Genomic DNA, 21932 nt, shown 5'->3' with positions numbered 1-21932 from the left:
TACAGGTATAATACACCTCGTACCAGCACTTGACAAAGAACCTGTGTTTTAAATTATTTAACAGTAATTTCAGTTGTTACAGTAACATCACCGTATTTTGCGGTTACTACTGCGCTACCAGCTTTCACTGCTTTTATCTTACCATCAACTAACTCTAATACCCCATTATTTTGAATAGAAACTTCAATCTTATCTGTTGGGTATCCTAACCCTTTTACGCTATGATCAATGGTTTCATTTGTTTTCAATGTAGTTTTTGCTATATTGAAACGAACGCTTGGCTCTTTTACAACGATTGTACGTTTCATTGTCTTTACTTTTCCTGAAGCAAAGGTTACTTTAGTAACAATTACAGCTTTACCATTTGATTTTGCTGTAATTACTCCATCTTTTGATACCGTAGCTACTGCTGTATTGGATGATGAATAATCTACTTTTGCAACAGTCATTGCTTTTGAGGATGGTTTTGCATTTAAAGAATTAACAATCTCCACTGTTTCTGGAAGATGTAATTTTAATTCTCTAGTAGCACCAATTTCACCATCTAAATATAGTACACTATAATCCATGCTTGACCAAACTTGTGCAGGTATACTTCGAATTACTGAATTGCTTGGAGCATTTTCAAGGATTACATATTCACCTTCTGTTGCAAGTGTTAAGTCTACCTTACCATTCGCAGAAACCTTATATCCATATCCACCTGGGATGCTTAAAAGTTTACCAGTCTTACTGTCAACACGGAATACATAAACACGTTCTCCGCTCTTTAATTCTTTATTAGAGCTTACATCAACAGAAACGGATATTTTACCTTTTTCTCCACCAGTTACTACTGCAATGATAGCTGTAGAATTATTTTTGTCCTTCTTTAAAATAGATTGTACTGTTTCATTCTTATCAACAGAAACTATTTCAACCTTTTCTGGTTGTGGTGTAGGAGAAACTGTAGATTCATTATCTGAATCGGATCCTGTACTTGGTGTACTTGTTGGTCTTGGTGTACTTGTTGGAGCTGGTGTACTTGTTGGCTCTGGTGTGCTTGTTGGTTCTGGTGTTTCTGTTGGTTCTGGTGTCACCGTTGGTTCTGGTGTTTCTGTTTTTCCAGCATAAAGCCCTGAAATCTCAGCGTATCTTGCATCAACATCAAATGCTCCAAAAATATTGCTCTTTGTATATTGTGCAGCTTCTTCTTTTGATAGTTGAATACGATCTGAATTTACAGCAAATCCTGGTCCATAAGAATTATACTCATAAAATCTTGCATTCTTATAACTATTACTGCTCATGTCACAATATCCGATTTCTCTAACAACATCTTCTAAGTAGCAATCTACATAAGTAACTGCAGCATCTTGTCTCCAAGGACGTGCTAAATAAACGGTTTCTTCAGCAAGATCACTGGCACCAAGTACACGGCTATTAATAAATACATATCCATATTCCTGTGCAAGTTCTGTACTTGCTGCTGTAACATAACCTGGTAATAAGTTTACTAAATCACAATCTTCAAATACTGCTTTTGCACCACCGAAAATATAATCAACATTACCAGCAATATAGCATTTATAATAGAATTGGCTATTTGAGTGTGCGCAAAGCGTATCCTGATATCCATACATACGAACATTTGTAAATATAGAACCTTCGGATTTGTTTAATAATGCAACTGCTTGTGTTCCATTGAATTTCTCAGCTACCGCTTTTACATAATCAAATTCATTAGAAATTGTTAAGTTTTCAGCGGAGAAATTAGAAGCACTTGCATTTATCGTAATACTTGCACTTCCACTTGTTCCATAATCAACTCCCTCTGGAGTTTTTGAACCAGATGCAACATCATAGTAAAGTACTGTTTTTTCACTATCTTCTCCGATTAGTGAAATATTCTTTTTATTAATTGTTAATTTCTCGTAATATCTTCCATTCTTTATGTAAATAAGAGTTCCATTTTCATCTGCTGCATTGATTGCCGCTTCTAGTGTTTTATATACTGGAACGTTATCTACTAAATCTCCGTCAGTTCCTTCATAGGAACCATCAACTAAAATATCATAAGATGTAAGGTAAACAAAATTAAATGTTTTTCTTGTTGCTCTTCCATCTTCTGCTTTTACAATAAGTTCAATTTCATTTCTACCCTGTTCTAGAGTAATTGCAAATTCAAATACCTCATTTGAAGTTTTTACTACTTCACCATTTAAAACAAGAGAAACTGTAGATTTTGTATCAACCTTACCTGCTAATACCACTTCATTACTAGTTACTGTATCATTTGGCTTTTGTGTAATCTCAATACTTGGAGCTTCTTTACCATACACGAATTCACCGGTACGTTCACCAGCTAGCATAATAAATACCTCATTGGATGGGTTACTACTGTTATTATCTCCAAGTGAAACCACATAATAGTAATATGGTTGTTCTAAATCAAACTTATCATCAACATAAGATGTCTCTGTTGTAGTTGTTAACTTCGTATAAGTACCATCTTTTGATGTTGAACGATATACTTCATAGCTTTCTGCTTCCTCTACTGCATCCCAGCTAATTGTCAAAACGCCACCTTCATTTGATGCATAAATATTAGCAGGTGCTGTTAATGGCGCTTTATAAACGACTGCTTCTGAATAAACCGCTTCTGTAGTCTCTTGACCACAAACTCCATAGATTTTAAAGACATAAGATCCACTACTATCTACTGGATAAGTACAATTTGTATCTGTCGTCTCTTTAACTTTTACATAGTTTCCACCATTTTTAGAAACTTCAACGACATATCTTCCATCGCCTTCTGCTCCTTCTCCTGTCCATGCAATATCAATGCCTGTTCTGTCTTCATTTACTTGTGCAGAAGTAATCTTTGTTACAACAGGAGCTGTACCAGCTTCTGATACGTGATCATTTTGGTCATAGATTACTGTACCATTTTCATCTACTAATTTAAGATTCTTAATTTCTACTTTTGCTCCAACTAATGCAATACCAAAGGATAAGGAATCTTCTAATGTTAATAACATTTCTGATGCTTTGAATTGCTTTTTATCTGTTACTCCAGTAGCTGTATTCGTAAAATAAGCCCAATATCCATCTTTTTCAGTTTTTTCAAGTGTTACATTATAAACAACATTTTTCTCAACGGCATATTTAGGACTACCATTTCCTGCACTTCCTGTTCCCTTAGTCCAATATCCTGATAATGAATCTGTTCCAACGGAAGAATCATATCCTCTAAATCCAAGAGATAAGAAGTTTTGTGGGCTTTCAAGCTGGAATGCACCAACAAAAGCACCTGCAGTTTTACCTGCTTGACCAGTGATATAATAATCAGAGATTGTTAAATCTAAACTCATTGTCTGATAGTTTGAGGTTGCTGGGAATACATAATAACTTACGTTCTCAGCTTGCTCAGTTGCACTTTTTGTCATTCTACCAGTAGTTGCTGTTTGATCAAGAATAATTGTTGTTCCAACTTCTGATACCTTTAATAATCCATCTTTGTCAACAACTTCAGGAAGTATCGTCGCATTTTGATCATAAATTACACGGTTTTTTGAATCTGTTAATGTAAGATTTTCAACTTGAGCAGATACTCCGATTAAGGCTAAGCCATATTGTGCTACATCGTCTCCCTTTAAATAGCACTCACTATCTTTAAATAACTTATATGCATCAATAGCATCACCGTTCTCATCTATACCTGTATAGCTAACCTGATACTGATTGTTTAAACCAATTTTTACTTTTTCAAAAATAACATGATACTTTTCACCAACTTGATAGGAGGGTTTCGTATTAGCACTTCCATTGTTTACTGCACTACCGCCATTACCTGAATTTCCACCTGTTTTTGTCCAATATCCAGTCAAGCTTTGAGACGTACCATTACGGAATCCTAAGGATAGAAAACTTTCATTACTTGTACCAAATGCACCTACAAATAGTCCTTTACTATTAGACTCATCGGCCTTTGATAAAATAGTGATATCCATTTCCATTTTTTGTGCATCATTGGTTTCTGGGAATAATAAATAACTTACATTTTCCGCTAAGCTCTCTTTGCCTTCAGCTATATTTTGTGTCATTTGACCTTTGGTTGCAGCTTGATTTAAAATCATTGCTTTATTTTTCCAAGTTACACTTAAAAGTCCAAGATCATCTTTTTTTGTTAATGTCACTTGCTCAGCAGATGTTAAATCTTCTACACCAGCACCTGTAATTGTAACATCGCCAGTAACATTTTGGATCACAACTTTACCTTCTAATTTATCAAGGATTTCTACTGGAACTGTTTGTGTTTCATTATTGATTGTTACTTCAATTGTTTCAGGTACTTGCATACCAATTTCTGTTGTAAGTTTTAAATATAAATCTTCACCATCTGCTACTTTAATAGGTGCTTCTTCTACTTTTAAGTCTGTTAAATTATACGTAACATCATAGATTGTTGTATTTACTTTAACATTAGAAAAACGTGCTGTATTAAGCTGTTCAATATCATTTGCTACTTTGTTACTATCTGCGGCAAAACCAACATAAACTTTTTCATTCATGTCAATTGTTCTTTCGCCAATTTTAGTCCAGATTTCACCGTCTGCAGAACTATATGCTGTAAATGTATTTCCGAAACGAGCGAGTTTCATCCAATATCCAACAAAATCTTTTCCATTCTTAAATGGAATATCTGCTTGTAAGCTAATACCAGCTTTTTCTGCATTTGCTTGGCTATCGATTGTCTCACTAATATCATTAAAATTACCACCGTCTGTATCACGGCCTGCTAAATACATAGACCATGGAAGATTCGTATATTTTACCCATGATAATCCAAGAGCTGCAGCAGCAGAATCTGTTTCCAAACCATTACGTATCATAATACCTGCAAATGCATGATTATCTACAGCAGACATACTCTCAATTTTAGCAACAACCTCAACATCACCAGTAACTTCCTGATAAACATAATGGAATTCATCCTGAGTAGCCTTATTTGTTTCTGTTCCAGATACACTTCCCTCAGATTTTCCTAGTTTACCATTACCTTTTACTGTGAGTACACCGTTATCAAAACTACCTGTACCACTAATTGCTACAGTTCCTATATCAGTGTTCTCCCAGCCAGCTTCTTTTAATGTTGTTTCATCTGCATTTACATGGATTTCAGAAGCAGTTGTTTGTGTTTGATTTCCTTCTACGTCATATACTCTTGCTGTTATATAATAGGAACCATCTTGCAATCCTTCTATATCCATTGTGTAGGTGCCTTCTGTTACTCCACTAATTGCACCGCCAGAAACTACATCTGTTACAGAACTACCTGTTGTTACCGTTGGTATTTCACTAAGTTTAGCTGAAATAGCGCTACCAGTTGCAACACTGCTTCCTGCTACATCTACAGTACCAACAAATGTTGTTTCATATTCTGTACTATAATAAAAATCTACTTTTTCAATTGCATGTCCATATTCGGATTTTACATCTACGGCAACTGTAACTGTATCACCTTCATTGACAAATTCGTTATTTGCTGGAGATACAATCGTTGCTGTTGGGTTTTCAGCTACGTGCTCCATATCAACCAATGAATTTAAGTAAACTTCAAGGTTTGTATAGCCTTCTGCACTTAAGTCTGTTCCATTTCTATCGGTTGCATCATCAGGATTTAAACCGTTTTCAAGTTCCCAAGCATCTGCCATACCATCTAAGTCTTTATCAAAGTCAGCATCTCTTTGTGCTGTAATTACACCACTTGGAGATAGGTAACCACCAACTTGATGCTCTGTATTGATATAACGGCCAAGACCATTCTCTACTTCGGCTGCAATTCTTGCATCAAGTGCATCTCTACGTGGATAAGTTGCACCTGCTTTCGCAATCACCTCATCTAATACAGACTCTGCATCTCTAAGTTCGTAATTATCAAATCCTTCATTTTTCTGTCCATTATTTGCTCCAGTACTATCTGCGGAGACATATGGGTCTTTACTAAATTCTGTTTTATTGTCTCCTTCTAACACACCACTAAAAGCAATGTAATCAGAATTATTATCTAACCAGTCGGTTAAAATTCCATTCTCTCTATTTGTGTAATCTGCTATGTAGTTTCCATTAATATAAAAACCACCAACTTTAGTAGCCTCACCAGGGTTCATAACCCAGTTGGTTACATTATCTCTCGTTCCTGGACCAGCAAGCTCATAGTTATTTCTAAAGTTTGCAAAATTATAACCACCACCATATGCAGTATTATAACCCCAGTTGTAAATAACGTTGTTGGATAATTCTGTTACAGCTACGTGATCTGCATCTGCATATCCAGCATATCCACCACCCAAACGAGGATTTCTTGAGGTATGGTTTGCATATAAATTATGATGGAAAGTTACTGCATCACCACCTGCAATACCACCGTAACCATGTCTACCTTTGGAGTGTCCTGAAAGTGTAAGACTTTCATAAACCATATTCCACTGAACTGTTCCGTTTTCACCACGATATAATGAAAGGGTTTCATCTGTATTCCAACTAAATGAACAATGATCAATTATAAATGTATCATTATCACGTCCCCATAATGAGTCCATAGAATCGCCGCCAGTATGTACATTAATAGCACCCGGACGGAAACGCATGTAACGAATGATAATGTTTTTTGAATTACTAATATTTGTGTCCCAACCTGAAATAGTAATACCATCACCAGGTGCAGTTTGCCCTGCAATGGTAATATTTTCTAGGTTATCAAAACGGAGACTTTGTTTTAATTCAATATTACCTGCTACATTAAATACAATTGTAGTATTACTTTGAAGACCGTAACGTAAAGATCCTTTAATTGGAGTATCGTTCTTTCCATAATCTTCAAGATTTGTAACTACATAAACATTGTAACCGCGACCTCCGCTCGCATACATTCCGCCACCCTCAGCACCAGGGAATGCTGGAATTTGTGCTACTACTGTATTTGCAGTTCCTTCCGCTAAAACATTACGCGGTGGAACAGCAGATACTGTCATAAGAAATGTTAGCCCTAAAGCTACAGCTCTTTTAACGCTTCTTCTCATAACATAATCCTCCTTCATATATAAAACTCTCTTTCTCCTACGTAATTAGTATATTAACTAAACTAATATAATCCAAGATACAATTCTTTTAATCACAATAGTGTATCCCTTTTAGCGCCTCATCTAACAGTATTTGTAAAAGATACCATATTCAAACACATATATAAAATTGTATCTTTTTTCTCAAACCCCTTTATTTACTAGTGTTTCTCAACTTTCTTTTGATACTATTAAAATGATTTTAATTCTAAGATAGTTCTTTTTATTTTCTCAGAAAAAAAATAGTCGAAACAAAGTATACCTTATAACATCGTACTAGCATACATTATTTCGACTGACTTTTTCATTTTAACTATAGTTTAATCCTTATCTCTTATATCGTTTTATCTTATTTACTATTCATCTCTTCTAACACTTTTTCAACATTTAACTCAACTGATTTTGCTCTATAAAGATTCATTCCCTCATCTACTGACATGGAACCCATGACTACTTTAGCAAGTATCTCATCTCTATAAGCATTTAATTCATCTGATATTTTATTAAAGGTTTTTGAAACAGGAAGTGCTACATTTTGAACGCCATATTTTTCTAAAACCTGCAATGAGCTTGTAACTGCCTCATCAAGTTTTATTTTCTTATCCGTCACCTCTAAAGGCGAAATTGCCATCCATGGTGTAATCCATGCCTTTCGAAAGGTTTCCTCTGGGTTTAAAAGTGCTGGCAACTGTTTTATATACTCACCATCCTGCTCCCAGTGAACTCCCTTTACACCACTTTCAAATAGTACTTGCCCTTCATCACCGTCATGCATATACTCTATAAAATATTTAAAGATGGAAGCAATTTTATCTTTGTTTAACTTTGACGATATACAAAAGACCGTTGGTACCGAATATCGATAAACTGCATCTTCAATTGGGTCCATTGCTAAAACTTTAGCACTTGGAACATTCACTAATAAACGTTCTTTTAACGTCTGTCCCCAATTACCTGCCCAGTAAGTAAATACTCCAACCCCTCCATTATACCATTGATCTCTACAATATGTCGTCGAATTTGTTACCACTTGCAAATCAATTAGCCCTTCTTTATATGCATCTTGCATCCTTTGCATAGCTTCTGCCATATTATCCATAGCAAAACCATCGACCCACACACCATCAACTTTAGTGAAATCAGGTTCCGCACCTTGATAAAATTCAGGAAGGTATTTGTTACTACTAAGACCTGGTGCTGTTAATGGTACCTCACATTCTTCGATGTTATCCCTAAATGCACGTAGCACATTTATAAATTCTTCATAATTGGTTGGGGTTTTAAGACCTAATCGTTCTAACCAGTCCTCTCTTATATATGTAACTACACCACTTGCTATTTCATCCGGAATCCCGTAAATTTTTCCATCTATACGAATAGAATCCCAAATTCGTTCATCTACTTTTTGATATAAATCAGATGACATGAGTAAGTCAGTTAAATCAGCAATTGCTCCTTGCTTTGCATATATGGCTAACTTTTGATCTGCTTTTAAATCAAATACCTCCGCTTCGGTTCCTGATGTAATTGCCAAATCTAAAATAGATTCATACTCATTATTAGGAACTATTTCAAGATTCATTTTAATCCCGGTTAATTTTTCATATTCTTTTACCCATAGATCAGTACCATTCTCTTCTTTCATACCTGAATGTACCATCCAATGAATGCTATCAGGTTTTTGAACTAAACTTTCTTCCTCTTCAACCTCCGTTTTTGGTGTTTCTACCTTACTTGGTATCACAGTAACTTCTGAGTCAGATTTCGTTTCATTACTTAAGCTCTTTGTCATACACCCAGTCAATATAGTAGATAGCATTGCTACTGATAAGAAAATAGTGGATATCCCTTTTATTTTTCTCATGTGCTCCTCCTATTCTTTTCTGAATTCTTTTGGTTGAATCCCTTTCACTCGCTTAAATGCACGTCGAAACGATTGCACACTATTATATCCAACCATATCCGAGATATCAGTTATCGTAATATCTTCTTCTCTTAAAAGTTGACATGCCTTATCTATCCTTATACTTTCTACGTAATCAGCAAAATTTACGCCAGCTTGTTCTTTAAACATCGAGGATACATAGCCTTCTGAAATTCCAAATTCCGTACTTATTTTTGCTAGACCTAAATTTGAATCCATATAATTTGCATTAATATAACTCATAATATTCTTTATTAATTTGCCTCTTTGATCATTCTTTTTCTGACTTATGTCCTGACATAAACTTTCACATATACTCATCAAACGTTTGAAATATATTTCATGCATTCCTTCCTCATATTGAATTACTATTTCATTTAACCAAAGAACTTGTTCGTTAAAATCTGGCACTAAATCTGAAAATGCAGAAAGCATTTGGACAATTCTTGTATTAAATTTAATTAATCTCTTCCGATTTAGACTTCTGATTTCAAAATTTTCATGTTGCAATATATTAAGGATATTTTCAATACGATTGATGTCACCAAATTGTATGCTAGCTTTTAATCTTTCTTCAGCTACATCTGGGAAATAATACTCATTTGCATTTTCCAAGTGAATTTGATATTCCATAATTTGATTTTCTGAGTCTGCATTTTTTAATGCTGTCATTGCTTCTTCACAGATTTTCCAAATATTTAATAGGTCACTGCTGTAATTACTAATCCCCCATCTTGTATCTACAGAATATTTTGTATAAATCCATTCACTTGTTTTTTCAACAATTTCTTTCACATATTTTAACTCATCATTACCACTAAAAATAATAGAAGTAGTAAGGTAATTATTCTTATAAAACCAAATAGGATCACTTGTAATTTCCTCTAAATAATCCATAACGATATTCATTAAAATTCTTACTTCTTCGATTGTTTGCTCATCAATATCATAAAAATCGTTATTTGCAAATAATTTTAGTGTGACAATACGATAGTTTTTACCCTCCAAATGAATTCCTGCTTTTTCTGCAAGATATCGTAATTCCGTCGTATTTTCAATCTCTGCTTTTATTAAATCATGAAAAAAAGCTTTTTGTAATAATGGCTTGTCCTTTTCCAGCTCTTCCATATACCTTTGATTCTTTTTCACAACTTCTTGAACTAATTCTCCTAGATTCTCGGAATTCCTTCGAATATTGTCATTTCCTTTTATGTATTTAAAAATATTGTTAATCGGTCTTCCTGCCTTAATTGCCTGATACAAAGAACAGATAATTCCTATAACAACTGCTACAATTAATAATGTAAAAATGATAAATTTTAATATAGTTAATTGCTTTAATACTTCTTTTTCAGGTAAAACAAGAACATACTCCCAATTTGTATTATCTGACGTAACACTTGTAATCTGTACTCCTTGAATCTCTTTAAAGTCAGGCTGAACTTTTTTTAATCTGGATAATAGTTTACTATCTAAACTATTATCTGCCCATATTATTTCTTTTTTGTCATTTAATATAAAGATTCCATAGTTCCCATATTTACTTGAAAAATCTAAGAAATGCTTCAATTCCTCACTACTTATACGAAAAACAATGGAACCTAGCATAGCACCTTTTAATGAGTTACCAAAGGGAACTACATAATGAAGTGTCTTATTGGAGGATGGTACATAACGTGGCGTATAACTCCATCCATTTTTACAAAGATTTCTCCATTCTTGAGCTGTCATCCCCCAGCTCTCAATATATTTTTCAAAAATACTATTGCGGTATATAGCGCTATCATACATAACATAGCCTGTCTTATTTAAATATATGTAAGCATCTTCAACGATATCCGTTCCTTGATATCGTAATAAACTATTAAAGTCTTTCATTAAGTCAATAGATAACAATGTATATTCTGCATTATATTTTGTAAACTCTCCAATTGTTCGAAGTTTAGAACTTTGTGCTGCTTGAAGAGCCATAGATTCTAATGATTTCAAATCATTATCCAGTAGACTTACACTGTGTTCAAGCATCATACTATTCGTTAACCTTGTGTCTTTTTCCACTACACCAAACACATATTGATATCCACAAAAAACGATAACGATAGGAATAATTAACACAAATAAATATGACATCCAAAATTGGACAATTGAATTCTTATTATATAGCCTTCTAAAATTATACAATTATTTCTTCCTCCATACTTCCTTTGCTATATACTTTTTTCCTGTTTTAATCCTTATCGTTTATATTATATACAATATATTCAAATAAATCCAATCTTTTTTGTGTCTTTTGTATTCTTTCACCATTTGTATACATTGATACATTTTTTTATTAATAATTTTGTACTAAAAAAACTTTGAATAGGAATATAAAACTCACATATATTGTATCAAATCAACATATTAGGGGCTTTTATGAATTCTTTAATTCAATTTATATCGAATCATGGTTTGCTTGCAATGTTCATAATCATTATGCTTGAATATGCTTGCTTTCCTGTTTCAAGTGAAATCGTTCTTCCTTTTTCTGGTGCCGTTGCTTCTGGAAAGCAAATTCCATTTATTATAATAATATTTACAAGTGTTATTGCTGGAATGATCGGTACCAGCTTTTGTTACATGGTTGGAAGATTTGGTGGTAATGCATTACTTAATAAGATTACAAAACGTTTTCCGAAAACAGAAAAAGGAATCAACTCCTCTTATGACAAGTTTAACAATTATGGTAGTTATGCAGTATGCATTGGACGTATGATCCCTATATGTCGTACGTATATAGCATTTATCGCAGGAGCGGCTAAACAACCGATACATACTTACTTTAGTTACTCCTTTCTTGGAATCACCATCTGGAATATCATATTGATCGGAATTGGCTATTATCTACAAGATAATTGGGAACTTGTTTTACAATATTATCATAAATTTGAGGCCATAATTATCCCAACAATACTAATAATCATCTTATTAGTCATTAAATCTAAACTAAAAAAACGCGATCTCATTCAAAAGACCGAGAAGCAAACAATGATAAATGAGAAATAATAACAACTCATTTATGCTTTTATTTCCTATAAATTAAAAAGGTACCGACACAAAATAGAAATGTTTTAACTGCTTTAAAACTCTATTTTGCAACAGTACCTTTTAATATTTATATTATGTGGTTTTATGTTCAACAATGGATTTATATTTCCATTTACCTGTAGCATAACGAATACATCCAATGCTACCAGTGATAAACCAGTTAAGTCCTGACGCCCACCAAATTCCCATAAATCCAATGGCTGGGATTGTGGTTAAAATGTTTGCAAATACAACTCTACATAACACCTCAGATAATCCCATAATCATAGGAATCTTCATATCACCAGAACCACTTAGTAAATTTCTTGAAACATATATCATACCTACCGGTATATAAAATAATGATGTTACTCGAATTGCTTCTAGTCCAATCTCTGAAACTAGTGGTTCATCTGTAAATAGCTTCATAATCCATCCTCCACCAAAATAAACAAGTGGAGTCATGATAAGGCTAAAGATTGTAATAATTTTAGTAGCTGCCCAAAATCCCTGTTTTGCACGGTCTATTCTTCCAGCTCCAATATTTTGTCCCGTATAGTTAGAAACTGCTAAACCTAATGACATTCCTGGTTGTAATACAAGTTGCTCTAATCTTGCAGCTGCCGTTGATGCAGCTACAACTGTTTCTCCGTAGTTATTTGTTACACGCTGTATCACAATCGTTGATAGTGCTACTAACGAGTTCTGAAATGCAGCTGGCAAACCTAATGTAATACATTTTCTCACGATTGTTTTATTAGGTACAAATTCTTTTATTGGAATACGTAGTAATTCTACTTTTTTCAATGCATATGTAATGCATCCAATTGCCGAAACTGCTTGTGAAATAATCGTTGCAATCGCTACTCCAGGAACTCCCATATGAAAGACTATAACAAAAATTAAATCCAGTACAATATTAACAATACATGCAATTACTAAAAATCTAAGTGGTGTAATAGAATCACCTAATGCTCTCATAACTGCTGCCATACCATTATAACCTGCATTGCCTACAATACCAAGACAACAAATCTTAAAGTAAATATCAGCGTCATCTATAATAGCACTTGGAGTATTTAATAATTCCAAAAACTCTCTACTAAAGATAAATCCCAAAGCTCCCATAATAAGAGACACTATAATGATCATATAAGTACCGGTTGCGAAGCTACGCTTTACATTTTCATAGTCCTTTGCTCCAAAATATTGAGATATAACAACACCAATACCAACTGCAAGTCCCATGGTTAATGAAACTACTAAAAAGTTTAAAGAGGATACAGAACCTACTGCTGCTAAAGCATTTGGTCCATTTTCTCCTCCAAACTTACCAACAATAATAGCATCTGCCATGTTGTAAATTTGTTGAAATAAATTTCCTATCAGCATTGGAATTGCAAAACGTATCAATAGCTTCGTGGGATTCCCATTTGTCATATCGCTAACTAAATTATTACTCATCTTTTTTCCGATCCACCTTTTGCGATATCATTATTTCTTTACAAGTGCCGATTTAATATCTTCACACATATCAATTACTGCTTTTCTTGATGCATCTGCATATGCTTCTTCACCAAACTTCTCATATCCAGCCTGCTTATATGCAGCAATGATACCTCTTGAAGAGTTGATAATTGCTCCTAAGCCATCCTCATTAAAGAAATGTACTAAGTCTGAGCCTTTTCCACCTTGTGCACCATATCCTGGAACTAATATATAGTTTTTAGGCATTAGCTTACGAAGGACTTTACCCATCTCAGGATAAGTAGCTCCAACAACTGCTCCAATATAGCTATAGGATTCACCCATGCACATTTCACCCCATTCAGCTACCTTTTTACCAACCAATTCATATAATGGCTTTCCATCGATTAACTGATCTTGGAATTCCCCACTAGAAGGATTTGAAGTTTTAACAAGGATGAATAATCCTTTCTTTTCTTCTTTACAAACATCAATAAATGGTAACACTCCATCAGAACCAAGATATGGATTTACTGTAACAAAGTCTTCATCAAATCCATAGTAAGACTTGCTTCCAACAGTTACTTTTCCAAGATGTCCTGTCGCATACGCCGCACTTGTAGAGCCGATATCTCCACGTTTAATATCTCCAATGATAACCAAATCTTTTTCTTTACAGTAATCAACTGTCTTTTTAAAAGCAATCATTCCTGGTATCCCAAATTGCTCATACATAGCGATTTGAGGCTTAACAGCAGGGATTAAATCGTAAGTTGCATCTACAATTCCTTTATTATATTGCCAAATTGCTTCTGCAGCGCCCTCTAAGGTTTCCCCAAACTCTGCATATGCTTTTGTTTTAATATGTTCTGGAATATAACTTAACATTGGGTCAAGTCCAACAACGATAGGTGCTTTGTTATCTTCGATTTTCTTAATTAATTTGTTTATCATTTTTTCTCTAGCCTTTCCACTTATATTATTTTATTTATTTTCAAATACAATATTACCGTTTACCATGGTCAATACTACCTTACCTACCACTTCTTTTCCATGAAATGGTGTATTCTTTCCCTTCGATAAAAATGTATTTTTATCAATCTTATATGAAGCTTTTGGATCTGCAATAACTACATCTGCAACCTTACCTGGGGCAAGGCTACCTTTATCAATTCCAAGCACTTTTGCAGGATTATAACTCATTTTTTCTACCATTTGCATTGGAGTTAAATATCCCTTATTTACAAGTTCAGTCATTGTTAATGCAAATGCTGTCTCCAAACCAACAATTCCAAATGGTGCTGATTTCATAGAACGTTTCTTTTCTTCTTCACCATGTGGAGCATGATCCGTTGCAATCACATCCATAATATTATTCTTAAGGCCTTCTTTTAACGCATCTACATCCATTTTACTTCTAAGAGGAGGATTCATCTTATAATCTGCATCATCTCCTGGTATTTCGTCATCTGACATTGTAAAATGATGTGGGCATACTTCAGCAGTTACTGGTAAACCCATTTCTTTTGCCATTTGTACTAATCTTACTGAATCACTTGTTGAGCAGTGACATAAGTGTAATGAAACACCAGTCTCTTTCGCCAAAAAGATATCTCTTGCTGTGATAACATCTTCCACGGCATTGGTTATTCCATTAAAACCTAATTCTTCCGCCTTTTTTCCTGCGTTCATACAACCACCGCGAACCAATACCTTATCTTCGCAATGTGCAAAAACCGCTATCCCAGCCTCTTTTGCAGCCTTCATACCTTCGACATATAAATTAACATCCATAACAGACTTTCCATCTTCACTAATAGCTAACGCACCAGCACTTGCCATACCTTTTATGTCTGCTAACTCTTTTCCCATTTGACCGATTGTAACAGCGCCGATTGGTATAATATTGACAACGGAATCTTCCTTTGCTTTCGTAAGCAAATATTCCACCATCTCTTTACTATCGATTACAGGATTGGTATTTGGCATCGGACAAATGGTTGTGTATCCTCCTGCTGCAGCTGACATTGCTCCTGTTTTTATGGTCTCTTTATATTCAAATCCTGGCTCTCTTAAATGAACGTGCAAGTCAATAAAACCAGGCATTACATATTTATCAGCAGCATCAATTACTTCATCTGCGTTCGCATTAATTTCTTGCTCTACTGCCTTAATTAAACCATCTTCAATTAATACATCATACTTTCCTTCTGTCCCAGTCGCTGGGTCGATTACATATCCATTTTTTATTAAGGTTATCATCTTATTGCCTCCTTTCAAATTACAAGTCTGCCCTATTTATATCTTCTAAAATGTTTTTATTTTCAATATATTGATCTAACTCTTCACGTGAAATAAAACGATAGTCATGTAAATCTTCAGACAAAATAATCTCGGTTTGGCTACCATAGCATTCATAACAAATACCTATATGAAATACATCCCCTACAGTATACGTCCACGTATACAAGATACGATTTATAATGGCATCAAGACCAAGGTTTTCCTTAATCACACGTATCACGGCTTTATCTGGTGATTCCCCAAACTCTATTTTTCCATCGATAAACTCCCATTGATATGGATTAATTATTCGATCGTCATACCAACGCTTTACTAATAAATATTTGTTTTCATATTTTACAATGCCCTTAACCATTATTTTATACTTTTCCATAACTACCTCCCTTAGATCCTAGATGTATTTAATAAAGAACATCTACTAAAAACAGCCCTTTAGCTTCCGCCGTTGGTCCAGCCAGCTCTCTATTTTTACTACTGATGATTTCCTCCATTTTACTTGGTTCACAATTTCCAAGTCCTACTTCCATTAAAGTGCCCACAAGAATTCGCACCATATGAGGCCAAAAATCATCTCCCTTTACGGTAATTACTATTTCCTTGTTATCCCCGTAAATATCAATATCATGAATGGTTCGAATCGTTGATTTTTTCATTCGCTTATTATCAGAAAGCGCTTTAAAATCATGATTACCTATAAAATATTTCGCAGCTTTTTGCATTTGACCAATGTCTAAGCGCTTAAAACTGTAATAATTATATTTTCTATCAAATACAGATGGAACCTCTCCAGTTGTAATCTTATATTCATAGACAAAAGCTTTTGCATTAAAGCTTGCATGAAAACGTTCTGGTACCTCTAAGGCTTCTACTACTGCAATGTCTCTTGGTAAAAATCGATTTAAATAATGCTTTATTTCATACACCTTTAAATCTGTATTAGTATGGAAATTTGCAATCTGACGATATGCATGGACTCCAGCTTCTGTTCTTGCTGCACCACACACCTCGACTTTTTCGTTATCCATTCGACTTAAGACTTCCTCTATTTTGTCTTGAATTGTTATACTTTTTGAGTTGCCAACTTGTTTTTGCCAACCATCATATCTTGAGCCATCATACTCAATTGTTAATTGAATGTTTCTCATATCTCCTCCTATCAAGCTGTAAATAAATCTTTCACGAATCTATTATTAACTTATTGTTACTAACATTTATAATTTCATTGCAATGGAGCTTTTATGTACCTCACTCCACTTTCATTATATCATGAACTAAATACCAATGAAATCTTTGGGTTGGTTAATTGTTTAACCTATCTAATTATATTGAATTAAAGCATGAAATACAAGCATATTTTACCCCTTATCTACGTAAATTCTGCATTCAAATTACATAATTATGCAATTTACGTGTTGACATTTTTTATATTATTGCTATACTGAATGTGCTAGGGGAGCTCCACGCTGAGAAGTACTGCACCTATTTTGTGTACGTACTGACCCTCATGACTTGATCCGGATAATACCGGCGGAAGGAAGCTATAATCGTGGTTCCCTCCTATGCTTTTATCATAAGGAGGATTTTTTTATGTTTGATTTTCTAGCGAAAGCTACAACAAATAGTTGGGATGAAAATGTCTTCCAACTAACAAAAAGTGGTGTAATAACCGTAATTGCAGTTATTATCGGATTAATCGTAATTGCACTTTTATTACGCCCGAAAAAAGAAAAAGCACTAACCTATACCACAAAACAGCTTGTATTTTCAGCACTTGCTATGGCTCTTGGTTTAGTTACTTCTTTTTTCAAATTTTTAGAATTACCTATGGGTGGTTCCGTTACATTGTTTAGTATGTTTTTCATAGCTTTAATTGGTTATTGGTATGGAGCTAAGATTGGTATTATTACTGCAATAGCTTACGGTCTATTACAGTTCGTAATTGATCCTATCTTTTACACCCCAGTACAGATGCTTGTAGATTATCCTCTTGCGTTTGGTGCTTTGGGATTATCCGGTATCTTTTCGAATAAAAAGAACGGACTAATTAAGGGTTATATCACAGGTGTTCTTGGACGTTATTTCTTTTCTTTTTTATCAGGCCTTATATTCTTCGCATCTTATGCAGAAGGTTCTGGTATGAGCGCTCCTGTTTATTCGCTAGTTTATAATGGTATGTACATAATACCAGAAGCTATTATTACTGTGGTATTACTTTTCGTTCCTGCAATATCTGGTGCACTAAAACACGTAAAGGCTATGATTACTGAATAAATTTAAGAATAGTAAAACAGATATTCGCAAATCCTATTACTACTTAGTAAAAAGGTTATATTTAAGGAGCTTAAGCATATTTTTGCTAAAGCTCCTTTTTCATTAAATTTATTCTACTAACAGGAATAGTCATCAAAGGTGTATGCCTTCTGGTATGTCTAAAAACTCTTAATCTGGTCGTTTTCACATTGCCAGTTAAATGGTAATATACGGATAATACAGATGTAGATGATAGGGAGGACTACTTATGAAAACAAACTTAAAAACGAAACGGCTGAATTTAATCATCGGAATATTACTTACATGCGTATCCATTGCTCTACTTATTTATGGTTATAAGAGTAAAATCGACGTTGGAGTAACCGCCAATGATACTTTAATTATTTACAGTTTAATTGCTTTAATCATTGGAGTGATTTTAGTATTAACGAGTCTTTACTTACTTATAAAAAAGCAATCAACAACCAATGAATCTCATTCTGATCAAGTTAAAACAATGACTCAAGCAGCTTTACTTGCTGCCCTTTGCTATATTGGCTTTCAATATCTTAAAATACCAATCCCTGTTGGTACAGAAAAAACTGCCCTTCATATTGGGAACACTTTTTGTGTCCTAGCTGCTTTATTGCTAGGTGGATTATGGGGAGGACTCGCTGGCTCCATCGGTATGACAATTGCAGATTTAACCTCTGATTACGTAACTAGCGCACCTAAAACTCTTATTTTAAAACTATGCATTGGCCTAATTGTTGGTTTTGTTGCCCATAAAATATTCCATATTAGCAAAGAGCATAATAAGAAAAAAATTCTTCGAATCGCAATTATTTCCTCTACTTGTGGAATGGCTTTTAATGTCGTTGCAGATCCACTTGTTGGTTACTTTTACAAACGCTATGTATTAAATATTCCTGCAGACGTTGCTTCTATCTGGGCTAAAATCGGTGCTAGTACTACCTTTGTTAATGCGATTGCAGCGGTTATTGTTGCAGTAATCTTATATACGGCATTACGTCCTGCATTAATTTCCTCCAATCAATTTCGTCGAATTGATTAGAGATATGAATACTTTTTAATATAGAAATGAAAGCTCTCCTGAAGTAGATTTATATTGAATAAATAAGAAGCTTTTTAAATACTTTTTCTATTATAAAAGAAGAAACTCCTTGATTACTTTTAATCCTACGAGTTTCTTCTTTTTAATCTTTATCTTAATTGTTATCTTGTCTATATTGATATCTTAGATTCTTATTCTAATCGTTCAATTTTAAACAACTAATTATTATGATATATTCCTTCGTTAAAAGGCATTCGCAATCTATCTTTTTACAATTTCAAAGATATTTGCAAATAATGTATTCCACTCTTCTACCTTTGTTTCCTCTAATAATCCACTTTTTGCAGTATATTCAAATATAAAACTGCAATATGCAACAAATGTTAAATACTGTTTAATTAAATCATATTTTTGAGTATTATAATACTTCTCTATAACTTCCATATTAAAATATGCTAATTCAATCTTTTCTTCGTTAGTAAGTCCATCTAAGAACTCTATCATTTCCTCATACTTTTGCTGTACAAATAATTCTTTTAAATCTGTGTTTTTATTCATTAATTCTTCTTGCATATGCTTCCTCTTAACTGCTTTGATTATATAAATAAAGCAGTCCTTTCTATTTTTATTTTAGATTTATATTTATGATTCTCTATCTTTGATTCTATACTTTTAATTCTATACTCGATACTTTATCACTTTTTGTCTAACGCTTAATTCTGCAGTAATTTTGAATAATAATCTGAGTTGTCTTATTCCCCATGTATTCATTAATACTTGGATAATAAGTAAATGCAACGTCGATGGATGAATTTCTTCCTTTATACATATTAGAAACTTCAACTTCTCCATATTCATCTGTTAAAAACTCATTGAACTTATCAATATCTCCAAAATATAGTGCTTCAATAATAGAACCATTCTGATTCATTAAAATCATCTTTAGTACATTTTGATTCTTCCCAAGAATTTTACCACTACAAATATTAAAATGTTGTTCCGCAAATATTGGTTTTGAATTTCCTTTTCCAAAAGGCTCGAGTAATTCTAACTCATCTACAAACTTTTCTGTGATATAACCAATGGGCATAGGTACATCAATACGAACCGTCGGTATAAAATCTTCTTCGGTAAGAGTACTTTCTTCATTTAATCGTCTTCTTAGTTCGTCATAATTTTCTTCTTTTAAAGAAAGACCCGCCGCCATTTTATGACCACCAAAACGACTAAGTAAATCTCTACAACTATTTAACTCTTCAAACATATTGTAGGCTTCGATGGATCTACCAGATCCTTTTAGGCCATCTTCTACATTTGTAAACACAATAGCAGGCTTGTGGTACATTTCACGTACTCGTCCAGCTATAATTCCTACCAAACTTTCATGGGTATCTTTTAACTTAACAAGTAATACCTTGTCATCTTTTAAATCTGTTGAATCAATAATATCAAATGCTTGCTCAACCCCTTTTAGAGTAAGATCTTTTCTACTATCATTTAATTCTTTTAACTCTACGGCGAGTCTATTGGCCTCATCCTCTGTCTTAGCTTGCAAAAGATCAAAGGCTAGCTTCACAGTTTCCAGCCTTCCAGCTGCATTAAAGCATGGACCAATAATAAATCCTATATGATAGGCACTTATTTTATCTTTACGTAATTGATTTTCTTCAATTAATGCCTTTAAACCAAGATTTTTAGTATCTTTGATGCGTTCCAAACCTTTTTTTACAATGATACGATTTTCATCCACTAAATCCATAACATCTGCTACGGTTGCAATAGCTGTAAATTCTAGCAATTCATATAATTCCTCACTTGGTATATCAAAGAGCTCATAAAGAACTTGAATTAACTTAAACACAACTCCAGCACCGCATAAACCTTTAAAAGGATAATGGCAATCACTCTGCTTTGGATTCACAATTGCATCTGCTTTCGGTAAAATAAAACGTCTTACTCCACTCTCATCTTCCTCAAAGCCAACTTCATGATGATCTGTTACAACCACCGTAAAACCTAGCTCTTTCGCATATTCAATTGCATCAAATGCGGCAATCCCATTATCACAAGTAATTAAAAACTTACTACCAGCCAAAAGCGCATCATCAACAATACGTCGATTAAGTCCATAACCTTCTAACACCCTATTTGGTGCATCAATAATTGCTTTTCCTCCAATACGCTTAATTGCGGTATGTAAAGTATGCCCAGACAATAATCCATCATTATCAAAATCCGTTGCAATTGTAATAATCTGATTGGTTTTTATCGCATTAGCAAGCATACTAGCAGCTTTTTCTAGATCTTTCATCTGCCTTGGATCATGCATGTCTTCAAAGGTTCCAAATAAATACTTTCTTATTTGATTATCTTCAGAGATTCCTCGATTCACCATAATACGTGCTAATACGGGATTTATATTATATTTCATACCTATAGCATTAAAATCTGCTTTTTTTGCTTCTAATATCCATTTTTCTTTCATATATTACTCCTATCTGTACGAAACGTGCACATGAAATTAGGAGGGCTGTTGCATTATACATCTATTCATTATGTGTTTCCTTCTGGAACTCATTAACATTTATCATATTGCATGTAGTCAACCAAACCTACCTGAATTAAAATGTATGTTCATCAATTATGAACATACATTTTAATATTTCACATTTAAAGATAACATGAAATAGTCTTTTTTTCAACTTAGTAAACATTAGCAATCTGTTATGAAATAGTCTTTTTT

General features: G+C 33.8%; 13 protein-coding genes and 1 riboswitch. Of the genes, 3 read left to right on the top strand and 10 right to left on the bottom strand.

Translation table 11 applies throughout. From position 1 onward, the window contains the following. Positions 1-53: 53 nt before the first annotated feature. From BN4220_RS10065 to BN4220_RS10055, 3 genes are all read right to left on the bottom strand, one after another. Entirely contained in the window at positions 54-7064 is a 7011-nt protein-coding gene (locus BN4220_RS10065) for a pectinesterase family protein (RefSeq protein ID WP_066715773.1), read from the bottom strand. Between the two features lie 388 nt (positions 7065-7452). Then, complete coding sequence (locus tag BN4220_RS10060; protein WP_066715772.1) at positions 7453-8967, bottom strand: extracellular solute-binding protein; 1515 nt, start codon at positions 8965-8967, stop codon at positions 7453-7455. A gap of 9 nt (positions 8968-8976) precedes the next feature. Next, positions 8977-11208 (bottom strand): helix-turn-helix domain-containing protein, encoded by a 2232-nt coding sequence (locus BN4220_RS10055; protein ID WP_148401722.1) that lies wholly within the window; start codon positions 11206-11208, stop codon positions 8977-8979. Positions 11209-11442: 234 nt separating this feature from the next. Here BN4220_RS10055 and BN4220_RS10050 point away from each other — a divergent pair, with 234 nt between their 5' ends. Next, positions 11443-12072, top strand: coding sequence for a DedA family protein (locus tag BN4220_RS10050; RefSeq protein WP_066715770.1), 630 nt, complete (start codon positions 11443-11445; stop codon positions 12070-12072). Positions 12073-12186: 114 nt separating this feature from the next. Here the strand turns inward: BN4220_RS10050 and BN4220_RS10045 are convergent, their stop codons facing one another. Genes BN4220_RS10045 through truA form a run of 5 tightly spaced genes read right to left on the bottom strand, consistent with a single transcriptional unit; the run spans position 12187 to position 17009 of the window. Next, positions 12187-13557, bottom strand: a complete 1371-nt coding sequence (locus BN4220_RS10045) for an MATE family efflux transporter (protein ID WP_066715769.1) — start codon at positions 13555-13557, stop codon at positions 12187-12189. A gap of 30 nt (positions 13558-13587) precedes the next feature. Further along, positions 13588-14514, bottom strand: coding sequence for an orotidine-5'-phosphate decarboxylase (gene pyrF, locus BN4220_RS10040; protein ID WP_066715768.1), 927 nt, complete (start codon positions 14512-14514; stop codon positions 13588-13590). A 30-nt stretch (positions 14515-14544) separates the two neighbouring features. Further along, complete coding sequence (locus BN4220_RS10035) at positions 14545-15822, bottom strand: dihydroorotase (RefSeq protein WP_066715767.1); 1278 nt, start codon at positions 15820-15822, stop codon at positions 14545-14547. Positions 15823-15841: 19 nt separating this feature from the next. Then, the gene (locus BN4220_RS10030) at positions 15842-16237 is read right to left on the bottom strand and encodes an NUDIX domain-containing protein (RefSeq protein WP_066715766.1); all 396 of its coding nucleotides are present in this window, start codon (positions 16235-16237) and stop codon (positions 15842-15844) included. Positions 16238-16265: 28 nt separating this feature from the next. Next, positions 16266-17009 (bottom strand): tRNA pseudouridine(38-40) synthase TruA, encoded by a 744-nt coding sequence (truA, locus tag BN4220_RS10025; RefSeq protein ID WP_066715765.1) that lies wholly within the window; start codon positions 17007-17009, stop codon positions 16266-16268. A 294-nt stretch (positions 17010-17303) separates the two neighbouring features. Continuing rightward, positions 17304-17417: riboswitch (TPP riboswitch) on the top strand. A gap of 34 nt (positions 17418-17451) precedes the next feature. Here truA and BN4220_RS10020 point away from each other — a divergent pair. Both BN4220_RS10020 and BN4220_RS10015 read left to right on the top strand, forming a co-directional pair. Then, entirely contained in the window at positions 17452-18135 is a 684-nt protein-coding gene (locus BN4220_RS10020) for an energy-coupled thiamine transporter ThiT (protein ID WP_066715764.1), read from the top strand. Positions 18136-18382: 247 nt separating this feature from the next. After that, positions 18383-19189, top strand: a complete 807-nt coding sequence (locus BN4220_RS10015; protein WP_082812255.1) for an ECF transporter S component — start codon at positions 18383-18385, stop codon at positions 19187-19189. Positions 19190-19450: 261 nt separating this feature from the next. Here the strand turns inward: BN4220_RS10015 and BN4220_RS10010 are convergent, their stop codons facing one another. Together BN4220_RS10010 and recJ are read right to left on the bottom strand one after the other, a co-directional pair. Then, complete coding sequence (locus BN4220_RS10010; RefSeq protein WP_066715763.1) at positions 19451-19762, bottom strand: hypothetical protein; 312 nt, start codon at positions 19760-19762, stop codon at positions 19451-19453. A gap of 133 nt (positions 19763-19895) precedes the next feature. Then, positions 19896-21674 carry a single-stranded-DNA-specific exonuclease RecJ gene (gene recJ, locus BN4220_RS10005; RefSeq protein ID WP_066715762.1) on the bottom strand — a complete coding sequence of 593 codons (1779 nt, stop codon included), beginning with the start codon at positions 21672-21674 and terminating at the stop codon, positions 19896-19898. Positions 21675-21932: the final 258 nt, after the last annotated feature.

The organism is Clostridium sp. Marseille-P299 (assembly GCF_900078195.1).
In the GTDB taxonomy this organism is placed as follows: Bacteria; Bacillota; Clostridia; order Lachnospirales; family Lachnospiraceae; genus Lachnoclostridium.
Note: the sequence above shows the minus strand (reverse complement) of the source record. Positions and strands in the feature narration are given on the sequence as shown.